Annotated in this window: 18 protein-coding genes; 4 read left to right on the forward strand and 14 right to left on the reverse strand. The window is 69.3% G+C overall.

Annotated features, from left to right (window positions below; genetic code table 11):
• Positions 1-96: 96 nt before the first annotated feature.
• Both NGF19_RS11140 and NGF19_RS11145 read right to left on the reverse strand, forming a co-directional pair.
• A complete protein-coding gene (locus NGF19_RS11140; RefSeq protein WP_252424514.1) occupies positions 97-387 on the reverse strand; it encodes a hypothetical protein in 291 nt (96 codons plus the stop codon).
• A complete protein-coding gene (locus tag NGF19_RS11145; RefSeq protein ID WP_308288473.1) occupies positions 384-830 on the reverse strand; it encodes a DUF6668 family protein in 447 nt (148 codons plus the stop codon). Before NGF19_RS11145 ends, NGF19_RS11140 begins: the two co-directional genes overlap by 4 nt.
• A 290-nt stretch (positions 831-1120) precedes the next feature.
• Between NGF19_RS11145 and NGF19_RS11150 the strand changes: the two genes are divergently transcribed.
• The 4 genes from NGF19_RS11150 (at position 1121) to NGF19_RS11165 (ending at position 6529) form a co-directional block, all read left to right on the forward strand.
• Positions 1121-2158 (forward strand): peptidoglycan DD-metalloendopeptidase family protein, encoded by a 1038-nt coding sequence (locus NGF19_RS11150; RefSeq protein WP_252424515.1) that lies wholly within the window; start codon positions 1121-1123, stop codon positions 2156-2158.
• A gap of 26 nt (positions 2159-2184) precedes the next feature.
• A complete protein-coding gene (locus NGF19_RS11155; protein ID WP_252424516.1) occupies positions 2185-2895 on the forward strand; it encodes a hypothetical protein in 711 nt (236 codons plus the stop codon).
• Positions 2896-3333: 438 nt separating this feature from the next.
• Entirely contained in the window at positions 3334-4125 is a 792-nt protein-coding gene (locus NGF19_RS11160) for a hypothetical protein (RefSeq protein ID WP_252424518.1), read from the forward strand.
• 772 nt (positions 4126-4897) lie between these two features.
• The gene (locus NGF19_RS11165) at positions 4898-6529 is read left to right on the forward strand and encodes a tetratricopeptide repeat protein (protein ID WP_252424520.1); all 1632 of its coding nucleotides are present in this window, start codon (positions 4898-4900) and stop codon (positions 6527-6529) included.
• A 114-nt stretch (positions 6530-6643) separates the two neighbouring features.
• On the opposite strand, the gene NGF19_RS11170 is transcribed toward NGF19_RS11165, so the two are convergent.
• The 12 genes from NGF19_RS11170 to NGF19_RS11225 all read right to left on the reverse strand — a co-directional run bounded on the left by NGF19_RS11170 (position 6644) and on the right by NGF19_RS11225 (position 21474).
• Positions 6644-6907: a DUF6406 domain-containing protein gene (locus tag NGF19_RS11170; RefSeq protein WP_252424522.1), complete on the reverse strand. Its 264-nt coding sequence runs from the start codon at positions 6905-6907 to the stop codon at positions 6644-6646.
• A complete protein-coding gene (locus NGF19_RS11175) occupies positions 6904-8565 on the reverse strand; it encodes a C2 family cysteine protease (protein WP_252424524.1) in 1662 nt (553 codons plus the stop codon). The genes NGF19_RS11170 and NGF19_RS11175 overlap by 4 nt, the downstream gene beginning before the upstream one ends.
• 356 nt (positions 8566-8921) lie before the next feature.
• Positions 8922-11723, reverse strand: coding sequence for an ATP-binding protein (locus tag NGF19_RS11180; RefSeq protein ID WP_252424526.1), 2802 nt, complete (start codon positions 11721-11723; stop codon positions 8922-8924).
• Positions 11720-12724, reverse strand: coding sequence for a hypothetical protein (locus tag NGF19_RS11185; protein WP_252424744.1), 1005 nt, complete (start codon positions 12722-12724; stop codon positions 11720-11722). The genes NGF19_RS11180 and NGF19_RS11185 overlap by 4 nt, the downstream gene beginning before the upstream one ends.
• Positions 12725-12919: 195 nt before the next feature.
• Positions 12920-13333: an HD domain-containing protein gene (locus NGF19_RS11190; RefSeq protein ID WP_252424528.1), complete on the reverse strand. Its 414-nt coding sequence runs from the start codon at positions 13331-13333 to the stop codon at positions 12920-12922.
• A gap of 45 nt (positions 13334-13378) precedes the next feature.
• Positions 13379-14038 (reverse strand): 3'-5' exonuclease family protein, encoded by a 660-nt coding sequence (locus tag NGF19_RS11195; protein WP_252424530.1) that lies wholly within the window; start codon positions 14036-14038, stop codon positions 13379-13381.
• 459 nt (positions 14039-14497) lie between these two features.
• Entirely contained in the window at positions 14498-14689 is a 192-nt protein-coding gene (locus tag NGF19_RS11200) for a hypothetical protein (protein ID WP_252424532.1), read from the reverse strand.
• Positions 14690-14790: 101 nt separating this feature from the next.
• Entirely contained in the window at positions 14791-15747 is a 957-nt protein-coding gene (gene rarD / locus NGF19_RS11205; RefSeq protein WP_252424534.1) for an EamA family transporter RarD, read from the reverse strand.
• Positions 15748-16006: 259 nt separating this feature from the next.
• Entirely contained in the window at positions 16007-17086 is a 1080-nt protein-coding gene (locus NGF19_RS11210) for a 2-oxoacid:ferredoxin oxidoreductase subunit beta (RefSeq protein ID WP_252424537.1), read from the reverse strand.
• Positions 17079-19007 carry a 2-oxoacid:acceptor oxidoreductase subunit alpha gene (locus tag NGF19_RS11215; RefSeq protein WP_252424539.1) on the reverse strand — a complete coding sequence of 643 codons (1929 nt, stop codon included), beginning with the start codon at positions 19005-19007 and terminating at the stop codon, positions 17079-17081. Before NGF19_RS11215 ends, NGF19_RS11210 begins: the two co-directional genes overlap by 8 nt.
• 243 nt (positions 19008-19250) lie before the next feature.
• The gene (locus NGF19_RS11220; protein ID WP_308288474.1) at positions 19251-19910 is read right to left on the reverse strand and encodes a LuxR C-terminal-related transcriptional regulator; all 660 of its coding nucleotides are present in this window, start codon (positions 19908-19910) and stop codon (positions 19251-19253) included.
• A 214-nt stretch (positions 19911-20124) separates the two neighbouring features.
• Positions 20125-21474, reverse strand: a complete 1350-nt coding sequence (locus NGF19_RS11225; RefSeq protein ID WP_252424543.1) for a sensor histidine kinase — start codon at positions 21472-21474, stop codon at positions 20125-20127.
• Positions 21475-21591: the final 117 nt, after the last annotated feature.

A 21591-nucleotide genomic window follows, 5' to 3' on the forward strand; every position in this document is an offset into this window, starting at 1 on the left:
GAGCGGAGTGGCCGACGGACAACCCGCGTAGCGATCTTCGATCGGGTCAGTGACGTGCTCGTGACAGATGGCACCGAGTGGGCACCTTCGTGATGGTCACGAGTTGGTGTTCCAGAAGTCCGCCAGCCCCGTGAACTGCACGATCGGCCCCGCACAGGCCCCGATGACACAGGCGCCCATCACGATGAGGTACTCGCGCAGATGTTCCTCGGCATCGCCCGTCTTCAGAGCGATGGCCATGCGGGAACCGACGATCAGCACACCGGCCACACCCGCCGCGGTGACCAGCCAGGCGATGTAACCGAGGACGTCGTCGAGCTTGCCGGTGACCGACGTCGGCGGGGTGTAATCCGGGTCGGCGGCGACCATCAACAGTGCGGCGTTCATGGGGTGTTCCTCACGTGTGTGTCGGGTACGGGCGGAGCGGCAACCAGGGCTGCGAGTCCGGCCGTCTCCCGTGGCGCGGGGACGGTGAGATCCCCCGTCCGCCAGGCGGGCACCCAGGGCACCCGGTGTACTTGCGCCACCGAACCGATCACCTTGATGCGCTGTTGCAGCGGCCGGGGCAGCCGCCCCGGCGCGTCCGCGACCAGTACGACAGCGACCAACTCCAGCCCCGGCGGGTACTCGCCGCGCCGGAAGGCATCGAGTACACGCGACACGGCCTGCAGCCCGGCGGCGTGTGTGCGGGCAGCCAACAGGACGCCATCCGGCTCCCCTTGGTCGGGCCGGGGCCAGGCGCAGCCGCCGTCGACTCCACCGAAGACCTCCGCCAGAGTGGAGGTGCCCGCGCCGCCGTGAGCGCCCACCCAGGCCAACTGGCGTCGCAAGCTGGGTACTTCGTGGGGTTGTGAAACAGCTACCGGGTCCGTGGCTGCGTTGATCGGTCCCCGAAGCCAGATCTCCGGGCCGCTCAGCGCGTTCCCTTCCACCGGTAACTCCTCTCCCCTGACGTGTCGTTGGCGGCTAACAGTCCGATCATCACTGATGACCGAGGGGCAGGTAACGCCCCGTGAGGCTCTGGGACGCATTTGTGACCGGTTGGTGACGCAAGTGCGCTGTGTTGCCAGAGAGACTCAACAGGCAGGTGCGAGGGGCTACTTGACTCTGAGGGGAGCGGATGTCGGAGAACGGGGGAGGGGTCGCGGCCTGGGTGGTCGGGGGTGGCATCGCCGCGGTGATACTGCCGGTGATCCTGATGGTCGGGGCCAGTGGTGTCGACGACGCGAGCGCCGAGGGCAGCGGCGGCGTCGGCGGGGGCCTCAAGAGCGGGTCGGTGCCCGCGGAGTACGTGCCCTGGGTGCTCAAGTCCGGCGCCCAGTGCGACGTGATCAAGCCGGCCGTCATCGCGGCGCAGATAGAGGCCGAGTCGGGCTGGAACCCCAAGGCCGAGTCCCCGGTGGGTGCACAGGGGCTGTCCCAGTTCATGCCCGGCACCTGGCCGTCATGGGGCCGGGACGATGACGGCAACGGCCGCGCGTCCCCGTTCGATCCGGCCGACGCGATCATGGCGCAAGGGCGCTACGACTGCGCCCTCGCCAGAGATGTCGAGGGGTACAAGAAACGAGGGCAGGCATCCGGCGAGACGCTCGACCTGGCACTCGCCGCGTATAACGCGGGCCCGGGGGCCATACAGAAGTACCACGGCATGCCGCCGTACACCGAGACGCAGAACTACGTCGCCCGCATCAAGTCGCTGATACCCAAGTACGCCTCGGTCGGCAAATCGATCGGCAAGATCCCGCCGGGGCAGCAGATGGCCATGCCGCTGCCTGGGAAGCCACCGGTCACCTCACCGTACGGCATGCGTATGCACCCGATCCTGCACGTCCGTAAGCTTCACACAGGTATCGACTTCGGAGCCGCGGCGGGTACGCCGTTCCGCGCCGCCCGCGATGGCAAGGTCACGTTCGCGGGCTGGTCCAACGGCTATGGCAACCGAGTGGTGATCTCGCACGGCACGGTCGACGGCAAGCAGATCGACACGACGTACAACCACATGTCGGCCCTCAATGTCTCCGTAGGGCAGCAGGTCAAGGTCGGCCAACAAGTGGGAGCGGTCGGTTCCACCGGCTACTCGACCGGCCCGCACGCCCACTTCGAGGTGATGCAGAACGGACAGTATGTGGATCCCGCACCATGGTTGGGGCTGAAGTGACGGGACGGGCCCGGGGGGAAGACACGATGAGGACACGTGGCACACGAGCCGGGTTCGGACGCAGGTCCGTGACCGGCGTGCTCGCGGTGGTCACCGGCCTCGCCCTGCTGTCGGGGTGCGGTCTGCCCGACCACCGTAAGAACGACGTGGAGCAAGGAGGGCAGGCCTCGAACGAGCCGTCCTTCACCCCCAAGGCACCCGTATCACACGGGAAGCCGCTGGGTCCCGACGCGCAGGTGCCGACTCCCGGAGTGGTCGACGACAACGACGCGACCGCCGTCGCCAAGGCCTGGGCCGAGGTCGTGTACGGCTACGACACCAAGTACGACACCAGCCCGCACGATGCCGTGCTGCGCGCCACCCGCTTCTTCACGGAGCGCAAGGCCGCTGCTGAGCGGTCCTACCAGTCGGCCAGTGGCCCCGGCGACGGCTGGAACACCTGGGCGAAGCACCAAGCGTGGACCAAGGTGACCGTCAGCAGCGAACTCGAGGACGACGCTCCACGCGACGCCGAACAGCTCGCGTACCGCTCCCTCATCGTGGACGGCACGGCTATCGGCCGGGATGGCTGGACCGGCACGGGACCGAGGCTCAACGCCTATGTCAAGCTGGTACGTTCGTCGGTCGGCAAACCCTGGCGGGTGGACGACGCGTCGGTGGTCGAGGCCGCAGCCCCACCGAGTCCGCAGCAGTCCTCCTCCTCTTCTTCCTCCTCCTCCGACTCTTCCGCCCAGTAGAGGGAACCGATGTCCAGATTCAGTCGCGGTGAGCGCAAGCGGCAGAAGGACCAGCCTGGACAGCAAGGCCCGGCTGCGGCTGGGCCGACGCCCATCGAGGTGCGTGTCTCGGCCGACGGGAGCGCCACGGTGGGTGGGCTGCCGGTGGCCGTGGGTTCCGGTGAGAGTGTCCAGAACGCGGTGTTGGACTACCTCCACCGTCTGGTCCTGGCCACGGGGTATCCGGTGGCCGCCACGGTCCGCGATGAACGGATCGGCTTCGTCACGCCGCTCCAGGTCGTGGCGGACGGCTCAAGTCACTTCACTGGGGAGCCGGTTCGGTTCGCGGCTGCGGCTGTGCCTGTGACTTTGCCTGTGGCGGAGGTTGCGCCTGCGGTCGCGGCTACACCTGTGCCCGTGACGGAGGTTGCACCTACGCCTGTGTCTGAAGCTGCGCCTGTGACCGAGGCGCCCGTCGCTGTGACGCCGCCGCAGCCGGTAGTCGACCGGGCGACGCGGGCGCTGAGGGCGGTACCGGATCCGGCACCCGCAGTGGTGCCCGAGCAGACGCCCGCCGTGGCGCCCGAGCCGATACCCGCCCCCGCGCCGGAGCCGACACCCGCTGCCCCTGCGCCGGAGCCGACGCCTGTCGTGGTGCCCGAGCCCACCCCCGCCCCCGCCCCTGCGCCTGAGTCGACACCCGTCCCGGTCGAGAGCAGTGAGCCCACGCCGGAACCGGTGCCCGTGGGCGCCACCGTCCCCGCCCTGCTCGCGGAGCCTGTTCAGCGGATCAACGACGCCATGCGGATGGGCCGGATCGAGTCGGCAGCGGCCATGGCGCAACAGAGCATTGCCTCGGCGACCCAGATGTGGGGAGCCGAGCACCCCGAGGTGCTGCAACTCCGCGAACTGGCCGCGTACATCGCCTACTTGGCGGGCGACGCGCATCGCTCCTTCGTCCTGTCCATGGCGCTCGCCCGAATTCGCAAGCACCAGAAGGACGTACGGGCGTACACCAACATACAGAGCGCCGCCGCCGCATGGCGCGCGCTGCAGGACCCGTCACAGGGTCTGACTCTCGGGCAGGAACTGATCGCCCTGTGGGACGAGTTGATCGCGGACGGCGGCCCCGCCGCAGCCGACACCCATCAACTCGACGCGGCCCGCGCCCGTATGGACCGCCTCGCCGAACGCGCCCGTGTTCTCGCGGACAACCCCTACGCACGGAGTCCCCACGCCCATGGCCAGTGACCGCAACGTCCCACACCCGGAACTCAGCGCGTTCGCCCGAGCGAACGGCGGCCGTGGCCGGGCGGCATCGGCCCGCCGCCGTTCACCTCGGCCCCGCGTCGAGGTGAGCATCAACGCGTTGAACGGCACCATGAGCTGGCGCACCATCAGGCCTGGTTCTGCCGGCGGAAGGCACGAACACCCAACAGGCGAACGGCAGGACGCGGCACTCACGGCGCGCGCCCGGGCCGCCGCATTCCGTTCGGCCGGACTCGACCCGGCACGCGCCCGTGCCCATGGCGCCGCCCCCGTCCCCACGGACCCCGCGACCGTCCGGGCCGCCCTGAGCACCCCCGTGGAATCCCTCTCCCCCGACCAACTGCACAGCTATATGGCCAGGGTCGGCGCGCTGCGCTCGCAAGTCGCGGGTGATCTGGGCCGTGGCGCGCACATGCCGTCGTCAGCGGCGGCCCGGTTGCGCTCCGCCGCCGTATCACCTGGTGGTGTCCACGACCTCACAGCCGCGCACACCGCGTCCGCACACATGCTCGGTCAGCGTGCCGGTACGGCGCCTCGCCCCGGACTGCCGCCTGTCGGCTCGGCACCGGCGCCAGGTCCACGGAGATAGCCAGGCTGCGGGAGGCGTCGGGCCCGCGGGAGGTGCCAGGCCCGGAGCGCGGAGCGTCTGGAACGAGCCTGTGACACCACGGTGATGTGAAACCGCGCGTCAGCGGAGAGACTCGACGGGTAAGCGTGTGACCGGTTCCCCCGGCACAGCAGAGTGAGGGAACAGATGCCTCGACCCAGCCGCGACAAGAAGCGGGAACAGCAGCTCTCGGAGCCCTCGGCCGTCCCGGCGGCGGCACCGATCGACGTTCGGGTCCCCATGACCGACCCCGGGGCGGGCGGCGCGTCGATCGGTGGCGTACCGGTCGTCGCGGCCGAGGGTGAGGAGATCCATCAGGCCGTGCTGGGACACCTCCATCGCATCGCTCTCGCCACCGGGCACCCCGTCCTGGCCACCGTCCATGACGAACGGATCGGGTTCGCGGTGCCGATCCGGGTCTCGGTGGACGGTGCGAGCGAGTTCGTGGGCCCGCCGACACCGCTGCCCACGCCCGAGACGCCCTCGCCGCATGCCGTACCGGCAACGGACCCCGCGCCACGGACGGCCGAGCCGGAGCAGCCCCGCCGCGACAAGCCGACGCACGTCCTGCGCGCGCTGGAGGAGCAGAAGCCGCCGGGCGGCACCTCGGACCGGACGGTGCCCCTGCGCGCGGTACCGGAGCCGAAGACGGGTCCGCAGAAGCCCGACGCCCAGCCGTCACCGGTGGTTCCGTACGCCGGGACGTCGGCACCGACGTACGTACTCCGGGCCGTGCCGGAAGCGACGGCGGATACGTCTCCCCAGGCGCCGGCACCGGAGCCCGCGGAGCCCCGTCGTCCCTCGACACCGCTGCCTCCGGCGCCGACGCAGCCCGCCCGGCACGGGGGTCCTGCGGTGGACAATCCGTACGCGCTGCCACATCCCCCGGAGCCCGAGCGGCAGCCGACCCCGGCGGAGGCCCCCCAACCCACCGCCGACACCTTCGTCTTGCGGGCCGTACCCGAACAGTCACTGCCCCCTGCTCAGCCCGCGCCGGCGCATGAGCTGCCGGAACCTGACCCCGTGGCCCCAGGGACGGTCGCCGCGCCGACCGGCGCCTTCGGCCCGCCCCCGTCGATCGCCGAGCCCGTCTGGAAGGCACCGGAGACAGGCCCGGACGAACCGAGAACGCTCAGGCCCGACTCCGCAGCCGTCGTCGACGCGTACTCCGCCCCCGCACCACAGAAGCCCGTCGAGGCCGGGGAGGATGCGGTGAAGGAGCCGCCGCTGCGAGGGTTCGACGCCGTGGCCGAGGCGGTGCTCGCGACCGACTCGGGATCGCTGCCCCCGGACGGCATGGGCAGGATGGCCGCCGAGTCCCTGGCCCGGATCAACGAGGCCGTGAAGCAGGGCCGGATCAACGAGGCCGCGGGCATGGCCGAGCGGGCCGTCGCCGAGACCTCCGCGACCCTCGGCCCGGACCATTCCGACGTCCTGCGCCTGCACGAACTCACCGCGTACATCGCCTACCTGGCCGGTGACGCGCTGCGCTCCTTCCACCTCTCCCTGGACCTGGCCCGGCGACGTCACCGCCTGCGCGACGCACGCGGCGCGTACGGCAACGTGCAGAGCGCGGCTGCCGCCTGGCGTGCTATCCGCGATCCGCTCCAGGGCCTGCATCTGGGCCGCGACCTCATAGGCCTGTGGAGCGAACTCGCCGCAGGCAACGGCCCCGCAGCCGACGACGTCGACCAACTCGAAAAGGCCCGCACCCGCATGGACCGCCTCGCGACCCGCGCCCGAGCGGTCTCGGCGGGCGAGAACCCGTACCGGTGGTGAACTCGGGAGGGTGTCTCTGGAGCTGGCTCACCTGTCGCCGACTCCGTTCCAGCGCTTCGGGGAGTCGGCGCACGGCTCATCCCCCCGCTGTTTGCTCTTCAGGTGCTGCAGTCGTCACTTCACTCGGCTGAGCATCACAGTCCAGTCTCCGGTCGGGGAGTGGAGATCGATGATCCGATCCAGTTTCCACTCCTGGTCCTGCACCGGGAAAACATCGCCGAGTGCGAGGGAATAGTGTGTATCGACGCCATTTGATTCGACGGCGAGTCGGACCATCGGGGCTTGCCCCTCGGGTGCGTAGACATGCATGACGCTGAAGCTTCCGAAGGGTCGGTTTGCCTGCACGCCAGCATAGAGTTCGATTTCCTGAGCTTTCATTTGGGCTCCAGGGTTGTATAGAGAGGTAGAAAGTGTGTCTGGAATTCCTTGAATGTCAATGGCTCTGTCGGGTGGTTCCTGTTGTACGGGTTGCGTAAGTGGATGAGCCGTCTGTCATCCACTCCTGTAACCTCGTAGGCATGACCGCCAACGATTCCCTTGGGTAGTTGGGTGTTCACCTTCGGCCTTCGACTTCCAACGATGATCGGAAAGTTGCCCGCCAGCTGTTCCTTGAAGTGGTCGATGACCTGTCGCTCCGGTTTACGGCCTGCGTAATCGTATCCAGTGGGAACGTCCCATGTTGCCGCGGGTAGTCCTGTCAACTGCACCAATAGCTCTGCGCGTTCGTCCGATTTGGTGCCATCGTCCAATCGTACGTACCCGGTTCGCAGGTTGTCGGGCCTGTTGTGTGTGACCTTCCAGGAAGCGCGACGCTCATCGGTCCATGTCTGGTCGAGCCCGGCGATCGCCTTCTCCATGATGGGTGCCCAGGCCGTCTCGGTGCTCACCGAGTCGGCAAAGACGGGCATCCCGGGGAATTCATCGTAGACGGGGAGATCGGGTGTCACGGTCAGCCTGATGCTGTCACCGGTGGGCTCGTACCGACCGATGCCGACGCTCTTTGCTCCGTGGAAATGGACCTCGTAGGTGCCGTCCTCGTTCTCCCGGATGGCGTTCGAGATGTCCTGGGGGCGATGTCCGGCCACCGCTCCCAGTGTCGCGATGATGCCACAGTCCCCAAGCGCGCCCTGCCTGGTCTGCTCCCGCTTCGGCGGCCCGTTGAAGAGTGGCGTTCGCGTGCCATCAGGTCGGTCGAGGGGAGTCCCGTAGCGGTCCGGCGGGAGAAGCCTCTCGGGTACCTGGAATTCCGGTTTGTCTACAAGTTCAGAGATCTCCCTGAACTGAGGTGATCTGTCACCGAACACGCTCTTTATGCGGTCCCGTATGTGTCCTTGGACCGGTGTGTCTTCGGATGGTGCGATCGCTGACTTCTCGGGCTGCTCAGCCTCGAACGGCTCCAGGGGTGCGACTTCCTCCGCCCGCTCCGGCCCTTCGGAGAGACGTGAGGCTTCCAGACGTTCGGATGCTTCGTCAGGCTCGGACGCCGCCCCGGAGTCCGATGGCTCTGCGGGCTTCGGTATCTCCAGAGAGTCCGCTGAGTCCTGTCGCTCCTGTGCCTCAAGCGGGTCGGGCGGTTCGGGCGGCTCGGGTGCCTCAAGGGACTCTCCCTCGTACCCGCTCTGCACAGCGGCTGTCTCGGCGGTGTTCTCGCCCCTCTCCGGATTCGGTACTTCGAACGGATTCCGCGCCTCCAACGGGTCCGGAACATCCATGTCGTCCGTCGGGGACTGCGTCTCCGAGACATCCGGTGTACTCGGCTCGTCATGGTCGGCGAAGCCCGATTCGGGTGCCGAGACGGCCTCGGGTGCCGCGAAAGGTTCAGGAGCCTCACGGGCGGGTGCGTCGTCCCGCGGGGTGGTCTCGCCAAGTGCAGGTTGCTCCGGCGATTCAGTGGGCGCGGGCGCCTCATCTGGGTCCGCCGCCTCAGCGGGTTCCGGTGCGTCCAGGGGGTCTGGTGCCTCTGTGGTGGGTGGCGCGTCTACGGAGGGTGGTGTCTCCATGGCGTCCGGCACGTCCGTGGTGTCCGGCGTGTCCATGGAAGGTGGTGTGACCGGGGCGTCGACGGCGGCCGGTGGTTCTGGTGCGTCGAGGGGTTCCGCTACCTCAGTGGGTTCCGGTGCCTCCTCGGCGTCCGACGCGTCCGTGGCTTCCAGTGCGCCTGCAGAGGGGAGTGTGTCCCGAGGCTCAACGACGGCCGGCGGTTCCGGTGCGTCCAAAGGGTCCGGGGCATCGCGGGGTTCCGCCGCGCCCCCGGTCTCCGCGGTGCTGCCGGGCTCCGGTGCGGCGCCTGCGTTCTCTCCCGCACCCCCTGTCCCCTCCGGATCCGGAGCCTCCATCGGCTCCGGCGCGGCTGGCGCCTCCGGCTGTGTCGGTCGCTCGACAGGGCGGTCGCTCACGTGTCACCCCCGGAGGACAGGTGCGTGCGGTACAGACGCACCCACGGGAGAGTCTTGCGTTGCCAGGCCGAGCGGACGACGTGGATGAAGACGCAAGCCCGGTAGTCCGACAAGGAGGCGGGCGTGGTGTCCCGGTCCGGGAGCGGGACCCTGTCCGCAAGGTCGCTGATCCAGGCCGCCGTGGACTGCCACCAAGCCGCCTGTTCCGGCTTGGACTTCGGGTACGTCTTCACCCGTTCCCGCAACTCCTTCCCGTCCTCCGGCCACACCGCCGTCCCCGCTCGGGACCGGAACGCGCAGCGGTGGCTGCAGCCCTCGCACTCCGGGAAAGGAGCCAGCGCTTCCGTCACCGGACGTTTCGAGGCGGCGAAGTCGCGGAAGCGGGCGGTGAGTTGATGTGAGGTGGCCAGGGGAGCCCGTGGTACCCCCGCCTCGCGGGCCGCCGCGGCGCGTACGTCCGGTACCGCGACCAGGGCCGGGCGGTCCAGACGGTCATGGTGGGCGAAGGCCTGGAAGGGCTCCAGGGTGGCCGCGTACCGCTCCTGGTCAGGAGAGAAGCGCATGGTGCCGCCGATGAGTTCGCGGTCCTCCGCGGCCGGCAGGCGGTGCATCACCTTCAGGTTGGTGTTCTTGTACGCGTCCTCCACCAACTTGCCCGGCACCTGCTCGACGATCACGATGCCCTCGCCGTACTTTCGGTTCTCCGCAAGGGTGTTGGCGAAGACCTGGGCCGCGCGTGCCTGGGCGTTGCCTTCCTTGGCGTCGCCGGACTGCCCGACAGGCCGGCCGAGCAGGCGGTGCGCCTCCTCGATCACGGTGATGTGGGCGAGGGAGCCGCCCGAGCGGTTCGCCTTGTAGTGCTCGGTCATCGACTGCAGGATCAGCGCGGTGACCAGTGACTGTTCCTTCTCGTTGTCGCCCACCGCTGCGAGCTCCATCACCACAGGGCGGCTCAGCAACTCGGCCACGGGATACGACCGGGCCACGTCCAGCGTGCTGCCGCAGGGGCCCTCGGCCAGCGCCTCGGCGCGCAGCACGGAGGCGGCGATGATGTTGTCCCGTACCTCGCCGGAGTAGTCGAGTGCTTCGCACTGCTTGCGCATCTCGGCGGTGAAGTCCCGCAGGGTGGGCCACTCGTGCGCCTCACTCGCGATGTCCGTCGGCACGATGCCCCTGCGCGTGTACGTGGCCCGCAGGGCCCGGTTGTAGATGCTCGGCAAGGGGTCCCACAGGCCGAACGCCGCGTCGAAGCAGGCCATCAGCCCGGCCATGTGTGTGCTGATCCGCACCCCGGTCGGCACCTCGAAGGGATTCAACCGCAGGGGAGCCGTCGTCTCATCCCCCACGGTGAGGACGAGGAGGTCCTCGAAGCCGGGCCGGGTGGCGAGCCAACGGTAGTCGTCCAGCTCGGAGTTGACCGGTTCGAGGACCAGGAAGGGCACATGGTGGTCGCGCCAGAGCTGCTCGCAGAACGCCAGCGTCGTGTTCGTCTTGCCCGAGCCGGTCGTTCCCACGAACAGCGCGTGGCGCGTCAGGTCGCCCAGGCCGATACCGAGCGGCCCGGCGGATGTGTCGTTGACGAGTTGACGGCCCAGGGTGATCGACGGCCCCTCCGCGCGGTACGCCGTCTCCCCGGCGAGCCCCGGACGCCGTACCGGAAACCCGGCCATGTGGCCGCTCACGGCCAGCGGCAGCCGGAAGGCGGCACCCGCCTCACGGGCGTCGACCAGATCCGCCAGCAGGCGCAGCGGTGGGGCGAGGACCTCGGGCAGTCGCCAGCCGTGGTCGCCACCCCAACGGGTCTGTTCGAGGGTGGTCAACCCGTGCCAGGCGGCGGGCAGTTCACCTGACGCGGGCCAGATCACGCAATGTGCGGGACCGGTGAACGTCTCGGTGAGTACGCCTTGTTCGCGTGCCTGCTCCTGCGGAGAGATCGTCGCGCCGACCAACTCGGCCAGGGACTCGGGCAGTCGGGCGGGCGAGGCAAGGGCGATCCGGAGGCGAAAGGCGCGGTCGGTGTAGCGTCGTGCGGCGTCCGCGTAGACCCGGGAGGCGTCCACGGCGAAGGAATCCGGGGCGAGTTGAACACCCGGTGACCACAAGCCGTCCGGCAACTGCCCCTGGGTACCGAGCCGTCCGTACTGAGTGGCGACCCGGTGCAGCAGTGGTCCCAGGTCGTCCGGGATGACGTACGGCTCCAGGCCCACGGTCAGCATCACCGGGTACGGGTGCTCCGTCAGCGCCCTCCACAGGGCGTCCCACGGTGGGGCGGACGCGGTGAACGGCTGCGGCGAGAGGTAGTACCGCACCCCCGCGTCCGGGCGGTTGGGCACACCCGTGCGGTACCGCTTGCGGATCTCGGCCACACCGGCGACCGCCTCGGGCGTGAACGGCGTGAGCAGCCGGGCCACTTCGGCCGGTTCCTCGACCGGGCTCGCGATCACATGCCGCGGCAGCGCGGCGAGCCGGGCTCGCAGGGTCAGCGCGGCGGCCTCCGCCCCGGCTCGCGTGGGCGCCTGGACGCGGCCGAGCAGAGCGCAGGAGATCCGGCGCTCGGACGGGTCGGTGAGATACCGCAGTTCGAGCCGTTCGCCGTGCGCTGCGTCCCACTGTCCGCTCAGCCACGCCGTCTCGGCAGCGACCGCCTTGACCCGGCGCTCCGTCTCCGCCAGGTCCGCGTACTCCTTGGTCTCGGTGAGGTCGGCGGCGGCATCGATCCGCACGGCCGTCCAGGCCCACACGGTCATGCCGTCGGAGACGGTCAGCACACCGGCGCCCGAGGCCCCGTGTCCGCTCAACTACCGTTCCAGCCAGGCGTGTTAGGCCCCGGCTGCGGAGGTGCGGGCGGTCCGGGCGGACCCGGGCGACCGCTGAGGCCGAGGGTGTTGACGTCGTTCATCGGGCCGGTGGCAGGAGCGGGTCCTACGGGTCCGCCCGGCATCGGCCCCGGCGGAGCGTAGCCGGGACTGGGCGGGGCCGACGGGGTGGGCGGAGTCGATGGGGTGGGCGGGGCCGGGGAGACTGTCACCGTCTGGATCGGAGGTTCCTGGCCGAACGTCGAGGCCAGGGGGACCTCGATGCCCTGGATCGCGATCTCCACGCCCTCCCTCGCCGCCGAGTGCACGGCCTCCCGCATGGCGCGCGGCCGGTCGGTGCGCAGCATCTGGTTGAGGCTGCCCGTGCGGTTCACCACCGAGCCGATGATGTCCTTCAGGAAGTGCCCGATGACGACGGCACCCGGACGGCTGCGCCACATCGTCCAGCCGACGTACAGGCTGGTGCCGTAGGCGAAGACGGTCACGTACGCCACGTATCGGGCGCTCTTGACGACGAGCCGGTTGTGTACGACTTCAGGGACGATGTCGCTGCGGACCCGGGTGGGTACGGCGGTGACCGGTATACGGCGGCGGGCCAGGGAACCGTAGATCGCGGCGTACGCGGAGGAGGAGGCCGCGGCCTTGTCCTCCAGGAGCGTCTTCCACTCCGAGATCGGTTCGTTGAGTCGCGTCAGCAGGAGGGCGAGCCAGAAGACGACTATCGAGATGGGCAGAGCGGTATCGAGGGCGTCGATGTTTCCTTGGGAGATCGCGGGCAGCACACCGAACAGGAAGAACACGAAGAACGACGCCATCGCGGCCAGCAGCCAGAGCCGCTTGACGGTCTTGAAATCGACCGATTCGTCGAAGCCCAGTTCGACGTCGCTGTACCGCAGTGTCTGGTTGCGGTATGCCGCGTTCGGACCTGCAGCGCCGGAAGCAGCCCAGGTGGCGTGGGGACCTCCTGTGGGTACAGCGTCCATCGTTCCCCCGATGTTCTCGATGACCCCTTGGGTTCAAGGCAGTTGATCACCTTAGTGCACCGGGCGGCCGGGCCGTCGGCCTGTCGGACGCGGACCTTCTTCACCGTCTGCGTGACGCGTGCGGTGCGTACGGCAAGGTGAGTAATTCCGCCTGCTTCAACCGCGACTGCGCGTCAGCCCCCCGCTGCGGGTGCCTCACCCTCCAGGTGGCGGTAGAACTTCCGCCACTCCTCGAAGGCCGCCTCGAACCACGGGACCCCCTGCGGCGAGGGGTACCACGTGGCGGCACGTCTCGCGGTAGTAGGAACGCCTGGGACGCGGGTGTGTGTCGAGTCGCTGCTGCTCACCGACCTCCCCGGCCGTGCGGTCGGTGTCCTCCACGACATCGTGGAGTACGGCCGCGATCAGCAGATCCTCGTCGCGGACACCGGCGCCGGAGACGAGGATCTCCACCACCTCCAGGAGGTGCTCCCCGTACGGCTCACCGGCGGGCCTCTTCTGATCCCCATGGGCCTCTTCGGCGAACGAGACGGCCTCTCCGAGGCGCTGAGCCGAAACCTCCGGAGCGAGCCCGCCGACTGTCGGCGGGCGGTGCCCCAGTCGTGCCACGCGCCGAACGCTCGATGGGGCGAGGCAACTCCTGATCCGCAGCTTTCAGCCGCCTCTTGTATTCCGCCCATCGAGGCGCGCCGACGGCAGCTCGCCGGCCCTCGCTCGAAGGTCAGCCTCTGATCTCTTCCACTGCATCAAGTTCTGGAACAACTCGGCCTGTTCGATCGCGTCGTCCAGCGCATTGTGTGTATGCGGGCGTGTGGGGAGCAGCTGTTGCGGCATCGAGCGCTTCGTCGATCCAGTGATCGGCGAGTCTGATTTCGTCGCGTACAGGGTCTTGATGTCCAGACATCGGGAATGACCAAAGGGGGAGCCATTGCTGGCGAATCGCATGAAGTACCAGTACATCCACATCCAGTCGTAGCTCAGTGGATAGGCTACGAACACCGGAGTGGCGCGCAATTCGTCGGAGACGTCGGCCAGCCAGGCGGCCGCGGCGTCCATGGCCTGGGAGGGTTCTTGCCCTTCACGTGCCAGGTGGTCGCGGTCCAGGCCGCTGACCGCCAGGGCTTCTGGGTCGTAGGCGTCGCTGATCGGCTTCAGTTCTGCATAGAAGGTGCGCTCGGCCGGATCGAATGCCTTGAACGCAATGCCGTCGTGCATGCCCGCGACCGCCAGTCCGAAGCTGGACATCGAGAACGGGCCCGGAATGGGACCGTCAGCCTCCATGTCCGCCGAGACGTAGAATTCTGGTTTCGCCATGATTTCCCCCGTTCGATCTTGGATTTGGAGATCGACCTTACAAAGCATCGCAGTAAAGGATCGACTGGTTCAGTGAAGTCCTCGCCTCGGGGTTCTGGCGTCGCCTCACCCTCGTGCATGCGTCACAGATATTGACGAGTCGGCGCATGTGAGACACGGGCACCGTCGCGTTCGAGCCCACCGTGCCGGAGGCCACCCCGTCGGCGGCGCCACCGGTCCGTCCGGAACCCGACATCCCGTTCACCCGCCCCCGTCCCACCCTCTGCGTAAGTCCCCTTGCTCTTCGGGTAGTTGGCCTTGATGATGCCCGACCTCGGCATTCGAACGCCACCGCCTTGCTGGGCGCGTCGTCCAAGGCTTGAGTGCACGGCCCCAGTCGCACGGAAGCCCTGCCAGGACCACTCCTGGCAGGGCTTCCGCTGTTCGTGATGTGCGGTCGGCGTGTGACCGTGCGTGCGTTCACGTGTCGCCGAAGTCCTCGGCGGCCTTGCGAATCCCTTCGTCGACGCTGTCGTCGCGCGCCCGGACACACAGGTCGCGGAGAGCGGCGTCCAGGCCGAGGTGGTCGAGCAGTTCGGCCATGCACCGGTAGTCGTCGCCCTCCGCCGCCTCGTCCGGCAGCTTCAGCCAGGAGCAGCAGCGTCTCGTCAAATGTGTCGAGTTGCTTCAGGGCGAGAAGGGCTCCCGCTCCGGCTCGCTGTTCGACACTTCAGCGCCCCCTTTCACTTGGCCGCTTGAGCACTCGAACTCGGCTACACGTCCGCGTCCACCCGCGCGGAGTCCACCCGGGAAGCCCCCGGCACGCTGATCCGGGTCCGCGGCCTCCGTACCGAGCGCCATGCGTCGCCGGTCAGCAGGATCAACGCGAGCCAGACCAGGGCGAAGCCCGCCCAGCGCTCGGGTGGCATGGCCTCGTGGAAGTAGAGGATGCCCAGCAGGAACTGGAAGACCGGCGCGAGGTACTGGAGCAGGCCGAGCGTGGACAGCGGCACCCGGATCGCCGCCGCGCCGAAGCAGACGAGGGGGAGGGCGGTGACCGCGCCGGTCGCCGCGAGCAGCGCCGCGTGCCCGGCGCCCTCGGTGGTGAACGTCGACTGGCCGTGCGTAGACAGCCACACCAGATACGCCAGCGCGGGCAGGAACTGCACCGCGGTCTCCGCGGCCAGTGACTCGATGCCGCCCAGGCTGACCTTCTTCTTCACCAGGCCGTACGTGGCGAAGGAGAAGGCGAGGCAGAGCGAGACCCACGGCGGGCGGCCGTAGCCGATGGTCAGGACGATCACCGCGGCGAAGCCGACCCCGACCGCCACCCACTGGAGAGGACGCAGCCGTTCCTTGAGGAGCAGTACGCCCATCGCGATGGTCACGAGCGGATTGATGAAGTAGCCGAGTGAGGCCTCCACCACATGGCCGGAGTTCACGGCCCAGATGTAGATGCCCCAGTTCACGGTGATGACGGCCGCGGCGACCGTGACCAACGCCAGCTTGCGCGGCTGCCGCAGCAGCTCGCCCGCCCAGGCCCAGCGCCGCATCACCAGCAGGGCGACGGCGACCAGGAGCAGGGACCAGACCATTCGGTGGGCGAGGATCTCCATCGCCCCGGCGGGCTTCAGCAGGGGCCAGAAGAGGGGGACGAGCCCCCACATTCCGTACGCCGCGAAGCCGTTCAGCAGACCTGTCCGCCCCTCGCCCTTCGGCTTCTCGGCCACGGGCCCTCCTTCTCGTGCACATGGCTGCTCCCGTGCAGCCTCCAAGAAGGTAAACCCGCGCACCCTCGGAAGTCATGCCCGTATCGCCATACGGTCATGACATCGGCGGGACGAGGTCGATACGGACGTGACGCCCCCGGGGTGGGGTTGTACGGGCACGGGGAGGCGCCTCGGCTGCGCGAGGTCGGTCCCATGCACAGGACGTGGTGAGGCCCGGACGCACACGGCGTCCGGGCCTCGTGAACGGCGGTCGGGGCGGTCAGCCGACGACGGTCCAGGTGTCGCCCCCGGCGAGCAGCGCGGCGAGGTCGCCCTTGCCGTGCCGTTCGGTGGCGGCGTCGAGCTGGTCGGTCATCTGGCTGTCGTAGACGGGGCGTTCCACGGAGCGGAAGACCCCGATCGGGGTGCCCTGAAGGGTGTCCGGGTCGGCGAGCCGGGACAGCGCGAACGCGGTGGTCGGGGTCGCGGCGTGCGCGTCGTGGACGAGGATGTCCGCCTCGTTGTCCGGGGTGACCGTGACGACCTCGAGGTCCCCGGTCCGCGTGTTCCGTACGACGCCGCGCGCGTTGTCGACGCCGAAGCGGATCGGCTGCCCGTGCTCCAGCCGGATCACGGCCTCCTCGGCGCGCTCACGGTCCTTGAGGACGTCGAAGGCGCCGTCGTTGAAGATGTTGCAGTTCTGGTAGATCTCGATCAGGGCGGTGCCCGGATGCGCGGCGGCCTGGCGCAGTACCTCGGTCAGGTGCTTGCGGTCGGAGTCCACGGTGCGGGCGACGAACGACGCCTCCGCGCCGAGCGCCAGCGACACCGGGTTGAAGGGGGCGTCCAGCGAGCCCATCGGCGTCGACTTGGTGATCTTGCCGACCTCGGAGGTGGGCGAGTACTGGCCCTTGGTCAGACCGTAGATCCGGTTGTTGAACAGCAGGATCTTGAGGTTGACGTTGCGGCGCAGGGCGTGGATGAGGTGGTTGCCGCCGATGGACAGCGCGTCGCCGTCACCGGTGACCACCCACACGGACAGGTCACGGCGCGAGGAGGCGAGCCCCGTCGCGATCGCGGGCGCCCGGCCGTGGATGGAGTGCATGCCGTACGTGTTCAGGTAGTACGGGAAGCGGGAGGAGCAGCCGATGCCCGAGACGAAGACGATGTTCTCTCTGGCCAGGCCCAGCTCCGGCATGAAGCCCTGGACGGCGGCCAGGATCGCGTAGTCCCCGCAGCCGGGGCACCAGCGCACTTCCTGGTCGGACTTGAAGTCCTTCATGGACTGCTTGGCCGCGGCCTTGGGGACGAGGGCGAGCGCCTCGGTCGTGCTCCTGCCGTCCGTGGACGTCTCAGCCATCGATGGCCTCCTTGAGCGCCGTGGCGAGTTGTTCGGCCTTGAAGGGCATGCCGTTGACCTGGGTGTAGGGGCGGGCGTCGACCAGGTACTCGGCCCGGACGAGGGTGGTGAGCTGACCGAGGTTCATCTCGGGGACCACGACCCTGCCGTAGCGGCGCAGCACCGTACCCAGGTTGGCGGGGAAGGGGTTCAGATGCCGCAGGTGGGCCTGCGCGATGGACTCACCGTCCGTGCGCAGACGCCGTACCGCCGCGGTGATCGGCCCGTACGTCGAGCCCCAGCCGAGGACGAGCGTCCGGGCGCCGTCCGGGTCGTCGACCTCGATGTCGGGGACGTCGATGCCGTCGATCTTGGCCTGGCGGGTACGGACCATGAAGTCGTGGTTGGCCGGGTCGTACGAGATGTTGCCCGTGCCGTCCTGCTTCTCGATGCCGCCGATGCGGTGCTCCAGACCCGGCGTGCCCGGGATCGCCCACGGGCGGGCCAGGGTCCGCGGGTCGCGCTTGAACGGCCAGAACACCTCGGTGCCGTCGTCCAGGGTGTGGTTGGGACCTTGCGCGAACCGCACCCTGAGGTCCGGGAGTTCCTCCAGGTCGGGGATGCGCCAGGGCTCGGAGCCGTTGGCGAGATAGCCGTCGGACAGGAGGAAGACGGGGGTGCGGTAGGTGAGCGCGATCCGCGCCGCCTCCATGGCCGCCTCGAAGCAGTCCGCCGGGGTGCGCGGGGCGACCACCGGGACCGGGGCCTCGCCGTTGCGGCCGTACATCGCCTGGAGCAGATCCGCCTGCTCCGTCTTGGTCGGCAGGCCGGTGGACGGGCCGCCGCGCTGGATGTCGACCACGATCAGCGGCAGCTCCATGGACACCGCGAGACCGATCGTCTCGCTCTTGAGCGCCACGCCGGGACCGGAGGTCGTGGTCACCGCGAGCGAGCCGCCGAAGGCCGCGCCCAGGGCGGCGCCGATCCCGGCGATCTCGTCCTCCGCCTGGAACGTCCGTACGCCGAAGTTCTTGTGCTTGGACAGCTCGTGCAGGATGTCCGAGGCCGGGGTGATCGGATACGAGCCCAGGAACAGCGGCAGATCCGCCTGGCGCGAGGCGGCGATCAGACCGTAGGCCAGCGCCAGATTCCCGGAGATGTTGCGGTACGTCCCCACCGGGAACGCCTTCGTGGCCGGGGCGACCTCGTAGGAGACCGCGAAGTCCTCCGTCGTCTCGCCGAAGTTCCACCCCGCCCGGTACGCGGCGATGTTGGCCTCCGCGATCTCCGGCTTCCTCGCGAACTTCGACTTCAGGAACGCCTCGGTGCCCTCCGTGGGCCGGTGGTACATCCACGACAGCAGGCCCAGCGCGAACATGTTCTTGCTGCGCTCGGCCTCCTTGCGGCTGAGGCCGAACTCCTTGAGCGCCTCGACCGTGAGGGTCGTCAGCGGCACGGGGTGGACGTTGTAGCCGTCCAGCGACCCGTCCTCCAGAGGGCTCGCGGCATAGCCGACCTTCTGCATCGCCCGCTTCGTGAACTCGTCCGTGTTCACGATGATCTCCGCGCCCCGCGGCACATCGCCCAGGTTCGCCTTCAGGGCGGCCGGGTTCATCGCCACCAGGACGTTCGGCGCGTCCCCCGGCGTGAGGATGTCGTGGTCGGCGAAGTGCAACTGGAACGAGGAGACACCCGGGAGCGTGCCTGCGGGGGCACGGATCTCCGCGGGGAAGTTCGGCAGAGTGGACAGATCGTTGCCGAAGGACGCGGTCTCCGAGGTGAAACGGTCACCCGTGAGCTGCATACCGTCGCCCGAGTCCCCCGCGAACCGGATGATCACCCGGTTCAGGCGCTGTACGTCCTTCGTTCCCGCCGGTTTGCGCTGTTCCGTAACGACGGCACCATCGGCCTGCTCCGCTGGACTGCTGACCTGGCTGGTCACTGAACTGGACCTCCCTCGAGGCTGCTGTTCTGGGAGCAGCCGTCCCGCCGGCCTTCCCAGGATCAACCCTACGTCGGTGAGGGTCGCCTTCCCTGGGCCGTTCGTACGACGGAACCCATCGCACGACGGTCCTACGCCCCGGTTCGTCACGGTCTGCACGGCCCTCGGGCGCTGCTGGGTGAAGACGGCCCCTGCTCATCCTTTAGTTCTGGTACTTCAGAGGTACGAGTCAGTGTCGGACGATCAGGAGTTGAGGTAGGTGAGCACGGCCAGAACACGCCGGTGATCCCCGTCACTCGGGGACAGCCCGAGCTTCAGGAAGATGTTGCTGACGTGCTTCTCCACGGCTCCGTCGCTCACCACGAGCTGCCGGGCGATCGCGGAGTTCGTCCGCCCCTCGGCCATGAGTCCCAGGACCTCCCGCTCGCGCGGGGTGAGCGCGGCCAGGACGTCCTGCTTGCGGCTGCGGCCGAGCAGTTGAGCCACCACCTCCGGGTCCAGCGCGGTGCCGCCCCGGGCCACCCGCACCACGGCGTCCACGAACTCGCGCACCTCGGCGACCCGGTCCTTGAGCAGATAGCCGACGCCGCGACTGGAACCGGCCAGCAGCTCGGTCGCGTACCGCTCCTCGACGTACTGCGACAGCACCAGCACGCCCAGGTCGGGATACCTCGCGCGCAGCGTCACCGCGGCCCGGACGCCTTCGTCCGTGTGGGTGGGTGGCATGCGGACGTCGGCGACGACGACATCCGGCAGCTCGCCGCCGTCCGCCAGCTCGGTGATGGTCTTGATCAGCGCGTCCCCGTCCCCGACCCCGGCGACGACGTCATGCCCGCGGTCGGTCAGCAGCCGGGTCAGCCCCTCCCTGAGCAGCACTGAGTCCTCGGCGATGACCACTCGCACCCTGTCCTCCACGATCTTCGGCCCCCCACAGCCTCTTCCCTGCCCGCACCTGGCACGGGCCGGGGTCGATTGCCGTCTGTTCCCGTCTCAACGGCAGCCCCCAGCATCTCAGCATTCCTGTCGGTGCGCGCACCGCCTGTGGATAACAGGCGTGGCCCTCACGCGGCCGGTGAGGGGACCGACCGCGCGAGGGCCGCGGGGGAGCGGGGGTGTGTCACGTCCGCCAGGGCAGCTCCGCGGTGATCCGGGTGGGTCCCCCGGGCGGCGAGTCCACGACCAGGACCCCGTCCACGGCGTCGAGGCGCGCCGCCAGCCCCGCGAGGCCCGAGCCGTGGGCGGCGTCGGCGCCGCCGATCCCGTTGTCCGTGACCTGGAGCAGCAGCCGGTTCTCCACCCGCCACACGTCCACCGTCGCCCGCGACGCCCGTGCGTGCTTGCTGATGTTCTGCAGCAGCTCGGAGACCGTGAAGTACGCGATCCCCTCGATCGCCGGGACCGGCCGTGCGGGAAGGTCGACCTCCACCTGCACCGGCACGGTGCACCGCGAGGCGACCGACGACAGCGCGGCGTCCAGGCCGCGGTCGGTGAGCACCGCGGGGTGGATCCCCCGCGCGAGGTCCCGCAGCTCCTGCAGCGCCGTCTTCACCTCGCCGTGCGCCTCGTCCACCATCCGCGCCGCCGCCTGCGGGTCCTCGGTGAGCTTCTCCTTCGCCAGCCCCAGATCCATCGCCAGGTTCACCAGCCGGGCCTGCGCGCCGTCGTGCAGATCGCGCTCGATGCGCCGCAGATCGGCCGCCGCCGTGTCCACGACGACCCCGCGGTCCGACTCCAGCTCCACCACCCGCGTCGCCAGCCGCGACGGCCCGAGCAGCCCGTACACCAGCAGCCGGTCCACCGACGTCAGCCCCCGGACGATCCATGGCGTGGCCAGCGTGATCAGCAGCCCCACCAGGGCGGTCACCGAGATCTCGAGCGGGTTGTCGAGATAGACCCGGTGCATGTCGTCGCCGTAGAGCTGGATGCCGCCCTGACCGCCGAACATCGGGAAGACCCAGAACCACAGCGGATAGCTCAGCAGCGCCCACCCGGTCGTCCAGAAGGCCACCCCTACGATGAACGAGAACACCGCCCACGGGAACTGCACCAGTGTGTACAGCAGTTGACGCCAGGACGTGCCGCTCTTGAGCATCGCCCCGATCCACGCCATCGGCCCGTCACCCTTGACCACCAGGGGTTCCGGAGCGGCCACGTCGAGCCCCAGCAGCCCACGCGCCCTGGCCCGCTCCAGCGCCCCGAAGCCGCGGCAGGCCGCGAGGGCCCCCGCGAGGACGGGGATCCCCAGGAACGTCACCAGCAGGCCGGCCCCTGCGGAGACCAGGGTGACGCTGCATGCGAACATCACGATCCCGATCGGCAGGCCCAGCAGCAGATAGCAGAACTCGCCCCAGGTGCGCCCCTCGAACGGCGCCCGCAGCGCGGCCGGAAGCCGGTGCGCCCGTTCCCCGGCGCCCTGGGATCCAGGGCCGCCCCACTCTCCGTACCCCTGCCCGTAGTGCGTGGCCATCGGTGTCGTCCGTTCTCCTCGTAGCCCAGCCCGACCCGGTCCGCCCGCGCGGCCGACCGTGCTCTCCACTCTGCTGCCCGCGCGCCCGCCCGACCATGGAGCCGGTCGGCGTCTTGG

The organism is Streptomyces macrolidinus, assembly GCF_023887685.1.
Taxonomy (GTDB): Bacteria; Actinomycetota; Actinomycetes; order Streptomycetales; family Streptomycetaceae; genus Streptomyces; species Streptomyces macrolidinus.

What these genes read in the sequence shown, in the direction of transcription:
- NGF19_RS11185 (WP_252424744.1), bottom strand. Translation starts at nt 12,724, where the DNA reads ATGGACGCTGTACCCACAGGAGGTCCCCACGCCACCTGGGCTGCTTCC.
- NGF19_RS11170 (WP_252424522.1), bottom strand. Translation starts at nt 6,907, where the DNA reads ATGAAAGCTCAGGAAATCGAACTCTATGCTGGCGTGCAGGCAAACCGA.
- NGF19_RS11155 (WP_252424516.1), top strand. Translation starts at nt 2,185, where the DNA reads ATGAGGACACGTGGCACACGAGCCGGGTTCGGACGCAGGTCCGTGACC.
- NGF19_RS11210 (WP_252424537.1), bottom strand. Translation starts at nt 17,086, where the DNA reads ATGGCTGAGACGTCCACGGACGGCAGGAGCACGACCGAGGCGCTCGCC.
- NGF19_RS11225 (WP_252424543.1), bottom strand. Translation starts at nt 21,474, where the DNA reads ATGGCCACGCACTACGGGCAGGGGTACGGAGAGTGGGGCGGCCCTGGA.
- NGF19_RS11150 (WP_252424515.1), top strand. Translation starts at nt 1,121, where the DNA reads ATGTCGGAGAACGGGGGAGGGGTCGCGGCCTGGGTGGTCGGGGGTGGC.
- NGF19_RS11165 (WP_252424520.1), top strand. Translation starts at nt 4,898, where the DNA reads ATGCCTCGACCCAGCCGCGACAAGAAGCGGGAACAGCAGCTCTCGGAG.
- NGF19_RS11195 (WP_252424530.1), bottom strand. Translation starts at nt 14,038, where the DNA reads ATGGCGAAACCAGAATTCTACGTCTCGGCGGACATGGAGGCTGACGGT.
- NGF19_RS11140 (WP_252424514.1), bottom strand. Translation starts at nt 387, where the DNA reads ATGAACGCCGCACTGTTGATGGTCGCCGCCGACCCGGATTACACCCCG.
- NGF19_RS11175 (WP_252424524.1), bottom strand. Translation starts at nt 8,565, where the DNA reads ATGGACACGCCGGACACCACGGACGTGCCGGACGCCATGGAGACACCA.